Source organism: Brevundimonas denitrificans (assembly GCF_030160755.1).
GTDB classification, from domain to species: domain Bacteria; phylum Pseudomonadota; class Alphaproteobacteria; order Caulobacterales; family Caulobacteraceae; genus Brevundimonas; species Brevundimonas denitrificans.
Genome location: NZ_BSOY01000003.1, coordinates 14845 through 29548 on the forward strand (window position 1 = coordinate 14845; position 14704 = coordinate 29548).

Annotated in this window: 21 protein-coding genes; 10 read left to right on the forward strand and 11 right to left on the reverse strand. The window is 68.4% G+C overall.

Annotation, left to right across the window (positions count from 1 at the left end):
- Nucleotides 1-14 precede the first annotated feature (14 nt).
- The 10 genes from gmk to QQJ79_RS01360 all read right to left on the reverse strand — a co-directional run bounded on the left by gmk (nt 15) and on the right by QQJ79_RS01360 (nt 8370).
- Entirely contained in the window at nt 15-656 is a 642-nt protein-coding gene (gene gmk, locus QQJ79_RS01315) for a guanylate kinase (RefSeq protein WP_284220297.1), read from the reverse strand.
- The gene (locus QQJ79_RS01320) at nt 646-1527 is read right to left on the reverse strand and encodes a YicC/YloC family endoribonuclease (RefSeq protein ID WP_284220299.1); all 882 of its coding nucleotides are present in this window, start codon (nt 1525-1527) and stop codon (nt 646-648) included. The genes gmk and QQJ79_RS01320 overlap by 11 nt, the downstream gene beginning before the upstream one ends.
- Entirely contained in the window at nt 1524-2633 is a 1110-nt protein-coding gene (gene mltG / locus QQJ79_RS01325) for an endolytic transglycosylase MltG (RefSeq protein WP_284220301.1), read from the reverse strand. Before mltG ends, QQJ79_RS01320 begins: the two co-directional genes overlap by 4 nt.
- Nucleotides 2633-3913: a beta-ketoacyl-ACP synthase II gene (gene fabF / locus QQJ79_RS01330; protein ID WP_284220303.1), complete on the reverse strand. Its 1281-nt coding sequence runs from the start codon at nt 3911-3913 to the stop codon at nt 2633-2635. Before fabF ends, mltG begins: the two co-directional genes overlap by 1 nt.
- A 107-nt stretch (nt 3914-4020) precedes the next feature.
- Entirely contained in the window at nt 4021-4260 is a 240-nt protein-coding gene (locus QQJ79_RS01335; protein ID WP_055830235.1) for an acyl carrier protein, read from the reverse strand.
- A gap of 149 nt (nt 4261-4409) precedes the next feature.
- On the reverse strand, nt 4410-4610 hold the full coding sequence (locus QQJ79_RS01340) for a hypothetical protein (protein WP_284220315.1): 201 nt from the start codon (nt 4608-4610) through the stop codon (nt 4410-4412).
- Nucleotides 4610-5350, reverse strand: coding sequence for a 3-oxoacyl-[acyl-carrier-protein] reductase (gene fabG, locus QQJ79_RS01345; protein ID WP_284220432.1), 741 nt, complete (start codon nt 5348-5350; stop codon nt 4610-4612). The genes QQJ79_RS01340 and fabG overlap by 1 nt, the downstream gene beginning before the upstream one ends.
- Entirely contained in the window at nt 5350-5655 is a 306-nt protein-coding gene (locus QQJ79_RS01350; protein ID WP_284220316.1) for a hypothetical protein, read from the reverse strand. The genes fabG and QQJ79_RS01350 overlap by 1 nt, the downstream gene beginning before the upstream one ends.
- Before the next feature lie 40 nt (nt 5656-5695).
- Nucleotides 5696-6643, reverse strand: a complete 948-nt coding sequence (gene fabD, locus QQJ79_RS01355) for an ACP S-malonyltransferase (protein ID WP_284220319.1) — start codon at nt 6641-6643, stop codon at nt 5696-5698.
- Nucleotides 6644-6963: 320 nt separating this feature from the next.
- Nucleotides 6964-8370 (reverse strand): FAD-binding oxidoreductase, encoded by a 1407-nt coding sequence (locus QQJ79_RS01360; RefSeq protein ID WP_284220321.1) that lies wholly within the window; start codon nt 8368-8370, stop codon nt 6964-6966.
- Between the two features lie 56 nt (nt 8371-8426).
- On the opposite strand from QQJ79_RS01360, the gene QQJ79_RS01365 reads away from it, so the two are divergent.
- The 3 genes from QQJ79_RS01365 (at nt 8427) to QQJ79_RS01375 (ending at nt 10407) form a co-directional block, all read left to right on the forward strand.
- Nucleotides 8427-8837, forward strand: a complete 411-nt coding sequence (locus QQJ79_RS01365) for an NUDIX hydrolase (protein ID WP_284220323.1) — start codon at nt 8427-8429, stop codon at nt 8835-8837.
- 94 nt (nt 8838-8931) lie between these two features.
- Nucleotides 8932-9945, forward strand: a complete 1014-nt coding sequence (locus QQJ79_RS01370) for an SPFH domain-containing protein (RefSeq protein ID WP_284220324.1) — start codon at nt 8932-8934, stop codon at nt 9943-9945.
- A 3-nt stretch (nt 9946-9948) separates the two neighbouring features.
- Complete coding sequence (locus QQJ79_RS01375) at nt 9949-10407, forward strand: NfeD family protein (protein ID WP_284220326.1); 459 nt, start codon at nt 9949-9951, stop codon at nt 10405-10407.
- Here QQJ79_RS01375 and rnhA read toward each other — a convergent pair.
- Nucleotides 10404-10847: a ribonuclease HI gene (rnhA, locus tag QQJ79_RS01380; RefSeq protein WP_431307560.1), complete on the reverse strand. Its 444-nt coding sequence runs from the start codon at nt 10845-10847 to the stop codon at nt 10404-10406. The two genes, QQJ79_RS01375 and rnhA, sit on opposite strands and share 4 nt — an antisense overlap.
- A gap of 86 nt (nt 10848-10933) precedes the next feature.
- On the opposite strand from rnhA, the gene QQJ79_RS01385 reads away from it, so the two are divergent.
- From QQJ79_RS01385 to QQJ79_RS01415, 7 genes are all read left to right on the forward strand, one after another.
- Nucleotides 10934-11122, forward strand: coding sequence for a hypothetical protein (locus QQJ79_RS01385; RefSeq protein WP_284220328.1), 189 nt, complete (start codon nt 10934-10936; stop codon nt 11120-11122).
- Nucleotides 11123-11157: 35 nt separating this feature from the next.
- Nucleotides 11158-11511 (forward strand): type II toxin-antitoxin system death-on-curing family toxin, encoded by a 354-nt coding sequence (locus QQJ79_RS01390; protein WP_284220436.1) that lies wholly within the window; start codon nt 11158-11160, stop codon nt 11509-11511.
- 94 nt (nt 11512-11605) lie between these two features.
- Entirely contained in the window at nt 11606-11824 is a 219-nt protein-coding gene (locus tag QQJ79_RS01395) for a twin-arginine translocase TatA/TatE family subunit (RefSeq protein WP_284220329.1), read from the forward strand.
- Nucleotides 11825-11853: 29 nt separating this feature from the next.
- The gene (gene tatB, locus QQJ79_RS16010; RefSeq protein ID WP_348521768.1) at nt 11854-12387 is read left to right on the forward strand and encodes a Sec-independent protein translocase protein TatB; all 534 of its coding nucleotides are present in this window, start codon (nt 11854-11856) and stop codon (nt 12385-12387) included.
- Nucleotides 12384-13268, forward strand: coding sequence for a twin-arginine translocase subunit TatC (tatC, locus tag QQJ79_RS01405; protein ID WP_284220331.1), 885 nt, complete (start codon nt 12384-12386; stop codon nt 13266-13268). The genes tatB and tatC overlap by 4 nt, the downstream gene beginning before the upstream one ends.
- Before the next feature lie 40 nt (nt 13269-13308).
- A complete protein-coding gene (locus tag QQJ79_RS01410; protein WP_284220337.1) occupies nt 13309-14346 on the forward strand; it encodes a DUF4118 domain-containing protein in 1038 nt (345 codons plus the stop codon).
- A 58-nt stretch (nt 14347-14404) separates the two neighbouring features.
- On the forward strand, nt 14405-14683 hold the full coding sequence (locus QQJ79_RS01415) for a hypothetical protein (protein WP_284220339.1): 279 nt from the start codon (nt 14405-14407) through the stop codon (nt 14681-14683).
- The last annotated feature ends 21 nt before the right edge of the window (nt 14684-14704 follow it).

A 14704-nucleotide genomic window follows, 5' to 3' on the forward strand; every position in this document is an offset into this window, starting at 1 on the left:
GGAGACGGAAGTCCTCAGACCGCCTCGTTCAGCAGGGCGTCCTTGTAGGCGTCGATCCAGATGTTGCGGAAACGGCGGCTGCGCTCCGCGTGGTAGATGTGGGCCAGTTCGGCGTAGCTGCGGTCGAAGTCGTCGTTGACGAAGACGTAGTCGAAGTCGCCGCAGTGCTCGATCTCGCCCTTGGCGTTCTGGATGCGGCGCTCAATGACCTCGTCCGCGTCCTGGGAGCGGGTGACCAGACGGCGGCGCAGTTCCTCAAGGCTGGGCGGCAGGATGAAGACGCGGACGGCGTCCTCAGGGCATTTGACGGCGATGTCGCGGGCGCCCTGCCAGTCGATGTCGAACAGGACGTCGCGACCCTCGGACAGGGCACGGTCGATGGGCGCCCGGGGGCTGCCGTAGCGGGCCCCATGGACGTCGGCCCATTCGAGGAAGGCGTCGGCGTCGACGAGACGCTGGAACTCGGCGTCATCGACGAAATGATAGTCGCGGTCGGCGACCTCCCCGGGGCGGATGCCGCGGGTGGTCATGGAGATCGACAGCTCCAGCCCGCCGTGGTCGGCCATCAGGCGGCGGCACAGGCTGGTCTTGCCGGCGCCCGAGGGGCTGGCCACGATCAGCAGGACGCCGCGGCGGGGATGGCGTTCATTCGACATTCTGGACCTGTTCGCGCAGCTGTTCGATCACGGCCTTGAGCTCCAGGCCGATTCCGGTGAGCGCGGTCGTAGCCGATTTCGAGCAGAGGGTGTTCGCCTCCCTCATGAATTCCTGCATCAGGAAGTCGAGTTTTCGGCCGGCGGGGGGTTGCTGCAACAGGGTGTGGGCCGAGGCGACGTGGGCGGCGAGGCGATCCAGCTCCTCGCGGACGTCGGCCTTGGTCGCGAGCGAGGCGGCCTCGAGAAAGATGCGGTCCTCAAGGCCCGGCGCATCGGGGGCCAGTTCGGTCATGCGGCGGGCGAAACGCTCGCGGATGGCGTCGGTCTGGGCGGAGGCTTCAGTTTCGGCCCGGACGACCAGGGCGGCGATGCGCCCGATGAAGTCCATGACGACGGGCAGGAGCTGCGATCCCTCGCGGTCGCGCGAGATCTTGAGGGCGTCGAGCGCCTGGTCGATCGACAGCGCCATGGCGGCCTCGACGGCGGCGCGCGCCTCGGCGTCATCGACCTCCTCGGGAGCCTCCAGCACGCCGCGCAGGGACAGCAGACCGTCGGCGGACGGCGGGGTGGCCCCCTCCTCCGCCAGCTGATTGGCCAGGGTCAGGTAGTGGGCGAGGATATCCTGATTGACCTTCAGCGAGGCGACGCCGAGGTCGCGTTTGGCCTGAACGCCGAGGGTGACCTGACCGCGGCTGAGCCGGACCTGGGCGGCGGACTTGGCATGGCGTTCCAGCCCGTCGAAGCCGGGCGGGCCGCGGAAGCGGACCTCCAGATTGCGGCCGTTGACCGAACGGGCCTCGACCGACCAGGTCCAGTCGCCCTCAGCGCCGTCGGCCCGGCCGAAGCCGGTCATGCCCGAGATCGCGCTCATCCGGCAGGGGCCGGCGCGGGAATGGTGATCACACGGGCGCCGGGAGGAACCGTCGCAGCCTCGGGGGCGGCGGCGGGGGCCGGCTCCGGCGCGGCGGGCGGAAGACCGGCCCGACGGCGTTCGACCTCGCGCCAACGGGCGACATTGGCGAGATGCTCCTCATAGGTCCGGGCGAAGGCGTGGCCGCCCGAGCCGTCGGCGACGAAGAACAGGTCGGCGGTCGAGGGCGGGTTGAGCACGGCGGCGACGGCGTCCCGGCCGGGATTGGCGATGGCGGTCGGGGGCAGGCCGTCGATCTGGTAGGTGTTCCACGGATTGGGCCGGTCGAGCTCGGACCGTCTCAGCCCCCGGCGAAGGGGCACGCCTTTGGTGATGCCGTATTCGATGGTCGGGTCGCTCTCCAGCCGCATGCCGGAGCGCAGCCGGTTGGTGAAGACGGCGGCGACGCGCGGGCGTTCGGCGGCCACGCCGGTCTCCTTCTCGACGATGGAGGCCAGGATCATGGCCTCCTCGGGCGTACGCACCACAGTGGCGGGACTACGGGCGGCCCACAGGCGGGCGAGGTTCTCGTCCCGGGCGCGGCGCATGCGGGCGATGACCGAGGCGCGGGTCTCGCCGCGGCTGATCTCATAGGTGTCGGGCCACAGGCTGGCCTCTTCCGGGACGGCGTCGATCGTCCCGGTCAGGATGGGCTGCCTGTTCAGGATCTCGACCGCCTGGGCCGAGGACCAGCCTTCCGGCAGGGTGACGTAGTGGCGGACCACCCGGCCCTCGACCAGCAGGACGAGCACGGAACGCAGCGAGGCCTTGCTCGGCACCTCATATTCGCCCGCGCGCAGCTTGCGGTCGGCGCCGGTCAGGGTGGCGGCGGCCTTGAACATGTCGGTCGAACGGATCACGCCCGCCGACTTCAGCGTGGCGGCGATGGCGCTGACCCCTGCGCCGCTGGGCAGGCTGACGACGGTCGAGTCGCCCTCCCGCGCTGCGGGACCGGGGGCGTAGAAGACGCTCCAGGCGGCGACGAGGGCGATGATCAGGAAGGTGCTGAAGGTGGCCGTGGCGGCCAGAAACGCGGTTTTGCGGCCGGATCGGCGCTCCACCGACATCAGCCGACCTTTCGGAAGATGACCGAGGCGTTGGTGCCCCCGAAGCCGAAGCTGTTGGACATGGCCACATCGATCTCCATCGGCTGGCCCTTGTCGCGCACCAGATTCAGGGCGGTTTCACGCTCGGGATTGTCGAGGTTGATGGTCGGCGGGGCGATCTGGTCGCGGATGGCCAGGATGCAGAAGATGGCCTCGATGGCCCCCGCGGCGCCCAGCAGGTGGCCGGTCATCGACTTGGTCGAGGACAGGGCGACGTTGGGGGCGTGGTCGCCCATCAGCTTCTCGATCGCGCCGGCCTCGATCCAGTCGGCCATGGTCGAGGTGCCGTGGGCGTTGACATAGTCGATGTCGGAGACGTCGATGCCGGCCCGTTTCACCGCCATCTGCATGGCGCGATAGCCGCCCTCGCCGTCCTCGGCCGGGGCGGTGATGTGATAGGCGTCGCCGCTCATGCCGTAGCCGACGACCTCGGCGTAGATGGTCGCGCCGCGCGCCCTGGCGTGTTCGTATTCCTCCAGCACCACGATGCCGGCGCCCTCGCCCATGACGAAGCCGGAGTGGTCCTTGTCCCACGGCCGCGAGGCCTTCTCCGGGGCATCGTTATAGGCGGTGCACAGGGCCTTGCAGGCCAGGAAGCCGGCGATGCCGATGGGGACGATGGAGCTTTCCGCCCCGCCCGCGACCATGACGTCGGCGTCGTCCAGCATGATCATCCGCGCCGCGTCGCCGATGGCGTGGGCTCCCGTGGCGCAGGCGGTGACGACCGAGTGATTCGGCCCCTTGAGGCCGTGGCGAATCGAGATCTGGCCGCTGGTCAGATTGATCAGGGCCGAAGGGATGAAGAAGGGGCTGACGCGGCGCGGGCCCTGTTCCTTGAGGATGATGGCGGTGTCGGCGATCGGGCCGAGGCCGCCGATGCCGGAGCCGACCATGACGCCGGTGCGCTCGCGCTGTTCCTCGGTTTCCGGCTTCCAGCCCGCATCGGCCAGGGCCTCGTCCGCCGCGGCGATGGCGTAGACGATGAAGTCGTCGACCCGCTTGCGGTCCTTGGGCGACATGACCTTTTCGTGGTCGAAGACGCCCGGCTGGCCGGGGGCGCCGCCGCCGCGGCCATCGACCGAGGGAATCTCGCCCGCGATGGTGCAGCCATAGCCCTCGGTGTCGAAATTGGTGATCGGACCGATGCCCGACCGCCCTTCGAGGATGCCCTTCCAATTGTGCTCGACACCCCAGCCGAGCGGGGTGAGCAGACCGAGGCCGGTGACGACGACGCGGCGCATGAGCGCTCCTCGCTACAGATTCCTGACCGCAAACAGTAATGGCCGCCGGGCGGCCCCGCTAGGGGCGCGCCACGGCGGCCATCAAAGCCGTTTTGAAGTGGAGGCGATCAGCCCGCCAGCTTCTCGTCGATGAACTTCACGGCGTCGCCCACCGTCTGGATGTGTTCGGCGGCGTCGTCCGGGATTTCGATGTCGAATTCTTCCTCGAAGGCCATGACCAGTTCGACGTTGTCGAGCGAGTCAGCGCCCAGGTCGTCGATGAAGCTGGCCTTTTCAACGACCTTTTCCGGATCGGCGTCCAGGTGGTCGATGACGATCTTGCGGACGCGTTCCAGGGTGTCGGACATGGGTGTCTCTGCTTTCAGGGCCGCCGCAGCGGCTGTTGTCTCAAATCCTGCCGTATGACGACGGCGACGGCGACGCAAGCCTTGAACGAAGACTCAGGCCAACCGGTTGCGGAGGCTTTAGCACGGCGGCGCGGGCGGAAAATAGCCCGTTACCGGGTTTGACCGCCGCGGTTCACCCACCAGACCAGCCCGCCGCCCGCCAGCGCCAGGGGCGCGCCGTAGACAGCCCAGATGATCTGACCCGTCATGAAGCTGCCCGGCAGGATGTTGAGCCCCTGCAGCACCCAGATGATCCCGATCAGCAGCATCGGGCCGCTGAGGATGGTGGCGAGGATGCGCAGGGCTTTCATCAGATCATCGCCATGCCGCCGTTCACGTGCAGCGTCTGCCCCGTGACATAGGCGGCTTCGTCCGAGGACAGATAGACGGCGGCGGCGGCGATCTCGTCGCCCGTGCCGAGCCGGCCGGCGGGGATGTTCTTGAGGATGGTCTCGCGCTGGGTCTCGTTGAGCACATCGGTCATCGGCGAGGCGATGAAGCCCGGGGCGATGCAGTTCACCGTGATGCCGCGCGACCCGACTTCCTGGGCCAGCGATTTCGAGAAGCCGATCATGCCGGCCTTGGAGGCGGCGTAGTTGGTCTGGCCGGGGTTGCCGGTGACGCCGACCACCGAGGTGATACCGATGATCCGGCCCGAGCGGCGCTTCATCATCCCCTTCATCGCGGCGCGGGAGAGGCGGAAATAGCTCTCCAGATTGACCTTGATGACGTCGGTGAAGTCCTCGTCCTTCATCCGCATCAGCAGGCCGTCCTTGGTGATGCCGGCGTTGGCGACGAGGATGTCGAGCGGGGCGCCGGCGGCTTCCTCGGCGCGGCCCAGCAGGCCGTCGACCGAGTCAGCGTCCGACAGATTGGCGGCGGCGGCGAAGGCGCGCTCGCCCAGTTCTTTCGCCAGATCCTGCAGCACCGCCTCGCGGGTGCCCGAGAGGACGACGGTCGCGCCCTGGGCGTGCAGGGCGCGGGCGATGGCCCCGCCGATACCGCCGGTCGCGCCGGTCACGAGGGCGGTCTTGCCGGTGAGATTGAACATCATGTGCCTCGTTTGGCTCGGGAATCGAAGGGGTGATACTTACGAAGATCGAGGTCGCACTTCGAGCATTGCTTTTCGGGCCACGCATTGCTCCAGCGTTTCCCCGAGTGCCAGTAGGCGCTTACCCCACAACGGGGGCAATCGACGAGCTTGTAGGCCGCGAGCCCGACAACAATCAGGGTGGGGCCGAAATAGGCGACAAACGGAATGCCCGGCGAGCCAAACAGGCGCGCGACCAAAGTCATCTCGCCTATGGCCAGCGCGATCGATCCTACGAAGCAGAGCAGCAGGCCGGGGATGCCCATGAACCAGCCCCAGCAATAGACACTCGGCCAGCGCACGCGCCTAGCCCAGAGATTTCACGAACGCTTCCAGATCTTCCGGCGTGTTCAGCGACAGGCTCTCGGCGTCCGGCGCAATCCGCTTGGCCATGCCGGCCAGCACCTTGCCCGAGCCGATCTCGGCGACGCGGGTCACCCCGCCTTCGCCCGCCATCCATTCCATGCTCTCGCGCCAGCGGACGCGGCCGGTGACCTGTTCGACCAGCAGGCGGCGCAGGACCTCGGGGTCGCGCTCGGGGCGGGCGGTGACGTTGGCGACGACTGCGACCGAGGGGGCGACGATGGTCGCGGAGGCCAGGGCTGTGGCCATCTCGTCGGCGGCAGGCTGCATCAACGGGCAGTGGAAGGGGGCCGAGACGTTCAGCGGGATGGCGCGGGCGCCCAGTTCCTTGGCCTTTTCGATCGCTCGATCGACGGCGGCCTTGTCGCCCGAGATGACGATATTGCCGGCGTTGTTGTCATTGGCGACGACACAGACGCCGACCTCGGAGCCCGCGGCGGCGGCGGCCTCGGCGAGGGCAAGATCGGTCTTCGGGCCGATCAGCGAGGCCATGGCGCCGCGGCCCACGGGCACGGCGCGCTGCATGGCCTGACCGCGCAGCTTCAGCAGCCGGGCGGTGTCGGCCAGGGTGATCGAACCGGCGGCGCAAAGGGCGGAGTATTCACCGAGCGAATGGCCCGCGACGAAGGCCGCGCGGCTGACGTCGACGCCAAACTCGACCTTGAGCACGCGGGCCGCGGCCAATGAAACCGCCATCAGGGCGGGCTGGGCGTTCTCGGTCAGGGTCAGCTGGTCCTCCGGCCCCTCGCGCATCAGGACCGACAGCTTCTGGCCCAGCGCTTCATCGATCTCGGCATAGACCTCGCGGGCGGCGGCGAAGGCGTCGGCGAGCGCGACCCCCATGCCGACCGACTGGCTGCCTTGTCCGGGGAACAGCAGGGCGAGGGTCATGGGGGGGTCTCCGGCGGCGTTGAATCGAGCCGGAGGGGTAGGACGATCAGGCCGCAGGGGCAAGACGGGCCTGCCGGGAGGCATCGGACCGGGAAAGGTTCATCACAAAGGGCACAAAGGAACACAAAGGACACGAAGCGGCCGGCGGGCCCGCGTCTCCCGTCAGGGAGACACAAGGTAAGGAGATGGCGGGCAAGGGCCCGCTGCAAGCTGGGACGGGCGCGCTCCCTTAGTGTTCTTCGTGCCTTCTTCGGGCCCTTTGTGATGAGCCGACGAGGCTGGCTCCAGGTGCAAACTCCGGGAAGGGCTCCTTCCGACCGCTAGAACAGCACCGCGGGGTTCATGATCCGGTGCGGGTCGATCGCGGCGCGGACGGCCTGCATGGTGCGGATTTCGAGCGGCGACTTGTAGCGGCGCGCCTCGTCGGTCTTGAGCCGGCCGAGGCCGTGTTCGGCGGAGATGGAGCCGTCGTAGCGGGCGACGATGTCGTGGACGATCTGCGAACCCTCCTCCCAGCGGGCGATGAAGGCCGGATGATCGCCGCCGACGGGGCAGAGGACATCATAGTGGAGGTTGCCGTCGCCGACGTGGCCGAAGGCGCTGACCCGCGCGCCGGGGTGGAAGCGTTCGACGGCGGCGGTCGCTTCTTCGAGGAAGTCGGCGATGTGGGAGAGCGGGACGGAGACGTCGTGCTTCCAGCCGCCGCCCTCGGGCTTCTGTGCGGCGGACTGCTCCTCGCGCAACTTCCATAGGGCGGCGCGCTGGCTGTCGTTCCGGGCGAGGACGGCGTCGGTGATCAGGTCGGTCTCGAAGGCCTGGCTGAGCAGCCGCTCCATGGCCGCGTCGGCGGCGCCGGGCTCGCCCGAGACCAGTTCGACCAGGACGTACCAGGGCGGGGCCGAGTCGAGCGGCTCGCGCGTGTCGGGGATGTTGGCGAGGACGAACGCCATGCCGATCCGCTTCATCAGCTCAAAGGCCTCGACCCCGCCGCCGGTCTCGGCCCTGGCGCGGGCGAGCAGTTCGATGGCGGCTCCGGGCGCGTCGAGCCCGACCATGGCCGTGGCCCGGCTGCGCATCACGGGGAACAGTTTCAGCGTCGCGGCGGTGACCACGCCGAGCGTGCCCTCGGCGCCGATCAGCAGCTGTTTGAGGTCATAGCCGGTGTTGTCCTTGCGCAGGCGTTTGAGGCCGTTGAAGACCTCGCCGTCCGGCATCACCGCCTCGATGCCCAACACCAGATCGCGCATCATGCCGTAGCGGAGCACGGCCGTGCCGCCCGCATTGGTCGAGATGACCCCGCCGATGGTGGCTGTGCCCTCGGCGGCGAGGCTGAGCGGGAACATGCGATCGGCGGCGGCGGCGGCCTGTTGCGCCTCCAGCAGGGTGACACCGGCCTCGACCGTCATGGCGTCGTCCAACGGCGTGACGTCGCGCACGGCGCGCAGCTTCCGGGTCGAAAGAAGCACCTCGCCATAGGGTATCTGGCCGCCGACCAGGCCGGTGTCGCCGCCCTGCGGGACGATGGCGATCCGGTGCTCGGCGCAGACGCGGACGGCGGCGGCGACCTGGGCGGTCGAGCGCGGCGTCAGCATCAGGGGCGTATGGCCATGCCAACGGTTCCGCCACTCAGTCAGCCAGGGCGCGATCTCGACCGGATCGTCAGTCCAGCCGCCGTCGCCGACAGCGGATTTCAGGGCGGCGAGGGCTGCGGGCGACGGGGCGGTCATGGAGTCCTTGTCTCAAAGTCGTGGGCGCGGCGAAAGGGCCGTGTCAGGGTTGGTGGATGTCCGTCTCCCTGCCCACCCCCGTCCCGTGCGTCGGCGTCGTCTGCCTGCGGGGCGACTCCGTGTTGTTGATCCGGCGCGGGACGCCGCCGCGCCAGGGCGAATGGAGCCTGCCCGGCGGGCGGATCGAGCCCGGCGAACGGGCGGCGGACGCGGCTCTGCGGGAGCTGCGCGAGGAGACCGGGGTCGCGGCCGAGATCACGGGGCTGGTCGATGTCGTCGACGGCCTGTTTCCCGAAGCGGGCCGGCACTATGTGCTGATCGACTATGCGGCGCGGTGGCTGTCGGGCGAGCCGGTGGCCGGGGACGACGCCGTCGAGGCGCGGTTCGTGGCGCTGGGAGAGGTCGAGACCCTGATCGGCTGGTCCGAGACGCGCCGGATCATCCGCATGGCCGCCGCCGCGCGCTGAATGGCGCAGATTACGCGGATGTCATCTCCGCCCTGTCCGGTTTCTGTGGCGTGCGGGCCACAGGGTGCTAACCTGAGCCGGACAGGGAGATATCATGGACACGTCGCTTCTATTCACCGTCGCGCTGGTGGTGCTGGCCTTCGTGCTGCTGTTCAGCGTGGTCAAGATCGTGCCCCAGGGCCGCGAGATGACCGTCGAGCGGTTCGGCAAATACACGCGCACCCTCAGCCCCGGCATCAGCATCCTCACGCCGTTCGTCGAGCGGATCGGCCGGCGCATGAACATGATGGAACAAGTTCTTGATGTTCCTCAGCAAGAGGTCATCACCAAGGACAATGCCATGGTGAAGGTGGACGCCATCGTCTTCATCCAGGTGATGGAGGCTTCGGCGGCGGCCTACCGGATCGAGAACCTGCCCTACGCCATCACCCAGCTGTGCTCGACCAACCTGCGCACCGTGGTCGGCTCGATGGAGCTGGACGAGGTGCTGTTCCAGCGGGACTCGATCAACTCCCGCCTGCTGACCGTGATCGACGCGGCGACCGAGCCGTGGGGCGTCAAGGTCAACCGCATCGAGATCAAGGACCTGACCCCGCCGGCCGACATCACCAACGCCATGGCCCGCCAGATGAAGGCCGAGCGCGAACGCCGCGCCGTCATCACCGAGGCCGACGGCGAGAAACAGGCCGCCATCGCCCGCGCCGAGGGCGCCAAACAGGCCGCCATTCTGGAAGCCGAAGGGCGGCGCGAAGCCGCCTTCCGCGACGCCGAGGCCCGCGAGCGCGAAGCCGAGGCTGAGGCCAAGGCCACCGCCATGGTGTCCCAGGCCATCGCGGCCGGCGACGTCAACGCCATCAACTATTTCGTGGCCCAGAAATACGTCGAGGCCTTCGCCGAACTGGCGCGCAACCCGACGGCGAAGACGGTGATCGTGCCGGCGGAGATGTCTGGCCTGGTCGGCACCATCGCCGGCCTCGGCGAGCTGGTCGGCCTGGCGAAGGAACAACAGCAGGGCCGCAGCGACGTGCGTCGCGACGCCCCGCCGCCGCCCGCGCCCGCTCGTCCGACCCCGCCGCGCCCGCCCCGCCCTTCCGTTCCGAGGACCTGATCCATGGAAGCCCTGACTGACCTGCACGCGGCCCAGCCGTTCTGGATCTGGCTGGCCCTGGGCGTGATCCTTCTGGCGATCGAGGCGGCCTTTTCGACCGAATGGCTGCTGTGGCCGGCGGTGTCGGCGGGGGTGGTGGCCGTGGTCACCGCCCTCGGCCTGCCGCTGGGCTTCGCCGGAGAGGTGGCCCTGTTCGCCGCCCTGACCGTGATCGCCACCCTGCTGTCACGACGGCTGATCCAGCGGGTCAATCCGTCGGACGCGCCGGACATCAACGCCCGAGACGTCCGGCTGATCGGCCAGCGCGCCCAGGTGGTCCAGGCCTTCGTCGACGGCCGCGGCCGGGTGTTCGTCTCGGGCGCCGAATGGGTCGCCGAGATCGAGGGCGCGGCCCCGCTGGCCGGCGAGAGCGTCATCGTCGAGGGGATGGACGGGCCGAAGCTGAAGGTGCGGCCGGCCTAACCCGCCCGCATTTTCTCGATTCCGCGGTTGGCCAGGCCGTCGGCGCGTTCGTTGAGTTCATGGCCGACATGGCCCTTGACCCAGTGCCATTTGACCTCGTGGCGGGCGCGGGCGGCGTCGAGGCGTTTCCACAGGTCCTCATTCTTGACCGGCTTCCGGTCCGCCGTCTTCCAGCCGCGCGCCTTCCACGGACCGATCCATTTGGTGATGCCGTCCATGACGTAGCGGCTGTCGGTGTGCAGATCGACGCGGCATGGGCGGGACAGGGCCTCGAGCGCGCTGATCGCCCCCATCAGCTCCATGCGGTTGTTGGTGGTCAGGGGTTCGCCGCCGCACAGTTCCTTCTCGTGACCGCCGCCGGTCTGGAGAATCGCGCCCCAGCCGCCGGGGCCGGGATTGCCCTTGCAGGCGCCGTCGGTGTGGATGATCACGTGGGACAAGAGCGAACCTTTGGTCAGCGGCTCCGGCCTCCGGCTGGTTGGAGGCGAATCCGGTTTGGCGTATGTTCCTAGGCAGGAGCGCCGCCATGATCCATCTGAAGATTGCAGAAGTCGCCGGAAAGCCCGTCATTCAGCTGGATGCGGCGGACCTGGCCTCGCTCGGCGCGGCGGTGGGCGACGTCGTGGCGATCGAAGCCGTGGAGGCCACGGCGGTCGAACGCGGCAAAGCCTTCGTCGAGCGCTACATCAAGACGTTCGAAGCCCTCGCCAAATGAAGGTCGAGCCACGTTAGCTCGCCAAGGCCGACGTCATCGAACTGCACGACTACGTTCTGGCCCGCACGGGCGGATCATCCGGTTTGCGGGACGAGGGTTTGCTGGAATCCGCCCTCGCGCGACCCTTTAATCGCTGGAGTTATGAGGGTGTCGAGGACATCCGCGATCTGGCCGCGAGCTATGGCATTGGTCCGGCCAAGAACCATCCTTTCGTCGACGGCAACAAGCGCGCAGCCTTCCTTGGCGTGGGCGTGTTTCTGGAACTCAATGGCTGGATACTGGCGGCGACCGACGGGGATGCGGTCAGGGCCTTCTATGCCATCGCGGCCAGCCAGATGGACGAAGACGCGCTCGCCGTCTGGGTTCGAGCCAACAGCGTGGCGACCTGACGCGGCAATCGCTTGGCGTCGCGCCACTGAACGGCCTATATGCGGCACAAGTGTTTGAGCGGGCCGCGCATGGGCCCGAACGAGGAGACGGTTCGTGGGTACTTTCGGCATCTGGCACTGGGCCATCGTCGCGATCGTCGCCCTGCTGCTGTTCGGCGGGCGCGGCAAGCTGTCGGGCCTGATGGGCGACGCGGCCAAGGGCATCAAGGCCTTCCGCGAAGGCCTGAAGGACACCGATTCGGACAAGCCTTCGGACGAGCGCGCGGGCGCCCTGCCCCGCACCGACGCCGAAAAAGAAGACCTGAAGTCGTAGCCCCCTCATTGACGTCGGAGACCTGACGGATGGGTGGCCTCGGCCCCGGTATCGGCGGCTTTGAAATCCTCGTGATCGGCATCGTGGCCCTGCTTGTGGTGGGGCCAAAGGATTTGCCGTTGCTGATGCGCAAGATCGGCCGGGTGATGGCCCGCGCCCGCGCCATGGCCAATGAGTTCCGCTCAAGCTTCGACGAAATGGCGCGCCAGTCCGAGCTGGACGAACTGCGCAAGGAGGTCCAGGCGCTGCGGACCGGTCAGGGCATGGTCCCGCTGGGGGCCGAGGCCGACGCCGCGTTCCGCGAAATCCGCGACGACCTGAACCGGCCGCTGGACGAGCCGGTCATGCTGGCCGCGCCGGACGAATGGCCGGACAGCCCGCCGGTGATGACGCCGCTTGAGCCGGCAGACGCGCCGAAGCCCGACGCGAAAACCGCGCCCAGGACCGGGACGGCCGCCAAGTCCCGGAAGACCACAACGAAGAAGTCCGACGCGCCGGTCGCCTCCATCAAGACCGCCAGCGGCAAGTCGCGGCCCATCCGCGCCAAAAAGGTCGACCTGTGAGCCGCCTGGACACCGACGAGGATGAGATCGAGGCGTCGCGCGCGCCCCTGATGGATCATCTGATCGAGCTGCGCGGGCGGCTGGTGATCTGCGTGATCGCCTTCATCATCAGCTTCTTCGTCTGCTTCTATTTCGCCGAGCCGCTGTACATCTTTCTGGTCAAGCCGTTCGCGGCGGCCGCGGCCTTCCACCAGTCGGTCGGCCCCGGCGGCCATGTCTCGCCGCTCGATCTGATCCTTGGCACCGCAGGGCTCAAGCCCCTGCCCGGCGTCGACGGCCAGACGGTCAATCTGATCTACACGGCCCCGCTGGAAATTCTTTTCACCAAGATGAAGCTGGCGGGCTTCGGGGCCATTGTCGTGTCGTTCCCCGTCCTGGCCTGGCAGTTGTACCGGTTCGTGGCGCCGGGCCTGTACCGCAACGAGAAGGGCGCCTTCCTGCCCTTCCTGCTGGCGGCGCCGCTGCTGTTCATGCTGGGCGCGGCCCTGGTCTATTTCGTCATGCTGCCCTTCGTCATGTGGTTCTCCCTGAGCCAGCAGATCACCGGCGGCGGCGTATCGGCGGCCCTTCTGCCCAAGGTGTCGGACTATCTGAACCTGGTCACCGCCCTGCTGCTGGCCTTCGGCCTGTGCTTCCAGCTGCCGGTGGTGATGACCCTGCTCGGTCTCGCGGGAATCATCTCCTCGAAGGTCATGGCCGAGGGTCGCCGCTACGCCATCATGGCCGTGGTGGTGGTCGCCGCCGTCGTCACCCCGCCCGATCCGATCAGCCAGATCATGCTCGCTGTCCCGCTGGTGCTGCTCTACGAGATCTCGATCTGGTGCGTGCGGCTGATCGAATTCCGCCGCAACAAGGCCGATGCGGCCGAAGGGCTGGCCTGAGCCCGGCGACGCAGTCTGGCCGGTGTGATATTGACACGCCATGGAAACCCCCTCCGCGCTCCTGACCGCCTCCCCTTCCCGCGTGAGCGCGATCCTGACGCGGTTAAGGGGAATTCCCGGCGCCCGGTACTGGGCCGCGGCCGGCCTCGTGCTCATCTCGCTCTGGGTGCGGCTGCTGCTCTCGCCCTATCTCGCCAGCGGCTACGGCTACACCTGCTTCTATCCAGGCGTGATCCTGTCGGCCTATTGGCTGGGCGGCCGGCCCGGACTGATGGCGGCCGGCCTCTCGACGGTGATCGTCTACAATTTCATGGGGCCGAAGCCCTTCTCCTTCCCGACCGACGGGCGCGCCATGGTCGCCCTGGGCTTCTTCCTCGTCTCCTCCCTGCTGCTGATTCATGTGCTCAGCACCATCCGCGCGCGGCTGAACACCCTGACCACCAAACACGCCCAGGTCGAAGCCCTGGCCATGGGTCAGGCCGAGCTGTTCCGCGATCATGCCCAACGGACCACGGATCATCTCCAGCTGATCTCCGCCATCCTGCAACTGCGGGCCCGAGAAGAAGCCGACCCCTTCGTCTCGCGGGTGCTGACCAACGCCGCCTCGCGCACCCTGGTGATCTCGCGCACCCACCGGGAGTTCACCGGCGGGGTCGACCGTCGCATCCCGTTCGAGGCCTTCGCCCGCAAGCTGGTCGAGGCCGCCGCGGCCCGTGGGGGCGTGCCGTCCGATCGCGTCAGCATCGCCGGCGGAGCGCGCGACATCCCGCTGGAACAGGCGACATCTCTGGGGCTGGTGCTGCTGGAGTATCTGAACACCCTGAAAGCCCAGCGGACCGCGGTGTCACTCGCCGTCACCCTCGACGAGGACGGGCGGGACCGGTTCCTGAATCTCGCGGTGACCGAGGGCGAAGGGCCCGCCCCGGACGACATCCCCCTGTTCGAAGCGATCACCGAACAGCTGGGTGGACGGCTACTGATCACCCGCGGCGCACCGGGCGGCGGCGTGCGCATCACCTTCCCGGCCGAGGTCCAGCCGGCGGAGAGCTGGAACCCGGTGGCGGTCAGCGTCCACTAGGCAGGAACAACGGCCGAGCGTGGCCGTTAGCATCGGGTTCCCATTCAGGAGTCCGTCCATGACCATCCGCCACACGCTCACCACTGTCGCCGCGCTGGCGCTCGTCGCCTTCGGCGCCGCTGCCTGCACCCCGGCCGCCGACGATGCGGACGCCGCCCGCGACACCGACACGACGACGATCATCGAGCGCGAGGTCCCCGCCGCCCCCGTGGTCATCGAGCGCGAAGTCGCCGTCCCCGGCCCGCCGGTAGTCATTGAAAGCGATCGCCGCGACGGCGACAGCACGACGGTCCGCGCCGGCCGTGACGGCATCGAGGTCGAAACCACCAACCGCTAAACCCTCGCTCAACAGAATGAA

Excerpts from the sequence above, each read along its gene's own strand:
- gmk (WP_284220297.1), bottom strand. The coding sequence starts at position 656 with ATGTCGAATGAACGCCATCCCCGCCGCGGCGTCCTGCTGATCGTGGCC.
- QQJ79_RS01320 (WP_284220299.1), bottom strand. The coding sequence starts at position 1,527 with ATGAGCGCGATCTCGGGCATGACCGGCTTCGGCCGGGCCGACGGCGCT.
- mltG (WP_284220301.1), bottom strand. The coding sequence starts at position 2,633 with ATGTCGGTGGAGCGCCGATCCGGCCGCAAAACCGCGTTTCTGGCCGCC.
- fabF (WP_284220303.1), bottom strand. The coding sequence starts at position 3,913 with ATGCGCCGCGTCGTCGTCACCGGCCTCGGTCTGCTCACCCCGCTCGGC.
- QQJ79_RS01335 (WP_055830235.1), bottom strand. The coding sequence starts at position 4,260 with ATGTCCGACACCCTGGAACGCGTCCGCAAGATCGTCATCGACCACCTG.
- QQJ79_RS01340 (WP_284220315.1), bottom strand. The coding sequence starts at position 4,610 with ATGAAAGCCCTGCGCATCCTCGCCACCATCCTCAGCGGCCCGATGCTG.
- fabG (WP_284220432.1), bottom strand. The coding sequence starts at position 5,350 with ATGTTCAATCTCACCGGCAAGACCGCCCTCGTGACCGGCGCGACCGGC.
- QQJ79_RS01350 (WP_284220316.1), bottom strand. The coding sequence starts at position 5,655 with ATGGGCATCCCCGGCCTGCTGCTCTGCTTCGTAGGATCGATCGCGCTG.
- fabD (WP_284220319.1), bottom strand. The coding sequence starts at position 6,643 with ATGACCCTCGCCCTGCTGTTCCCCGGACAAGGCAGCCAGTCGGTCGGC.
- QQJ79_RS01360 (WP_284220321.1), bottom strand. The coding sequence starts at position 8,370 with ATGACCGCCCCGTCGCCCGCAGCCCTCGCCGCCCTGAAATCCGCTGTC.
- QQJ79_RS01365 (WP_284220323.1), top strand. The coding sequence starts at position 8,427 with ATGTCCGTCTCCCTGCCCACCCCCGTCCCGTGCGTCGGCGTCGTCTGC.
- QQJ79_RS01370 (WP_284220324.1), top strand. The coding sequence starts at position 8,932 with ATGGACACGTCGCTTCTATTCACCGTCGCGCTGGTGGTGCTGGCCTTC.
- QQJ79_RS01375 (WP_284220326.1), top strand. The coding sequence starts at position 9,949 with ATGGAAGCCCTGACTGACCTGCACGCGGCCCAGCCGTTCTGGATCTGG.
- QQJ79_RS01385 (WP_284220328.1), top strand. The coding sequence starts at position 10,934 with ATGATCCATCTGAAGATTGCAGAAGTCGCCGGAAAGCCCGTCATTCAG.
- tatB (WP_348521768.1), top strand. The coding sequence starts at position 11,854 with ATGGGTGGCCTCGGCCCCGGTATCGGCGGCTTTGAAATCCTCGTGATC.
- QQJ79_RS01410 (WP_284220337.1), top strand. The coding sequence starts at position 13,309 with ATGGAAACCCCCTCCGCGCTCCTGACCGCCTCCCCTTCCCGCGTGAGC.
- QQJ79_RS01415 (WP_284220339.1), top strand. The coding sequence starts at position 14,405 with ATGACCATCCGCCACACGCTCACCACTGTCGCCGCGCTGGCGCTCGTC.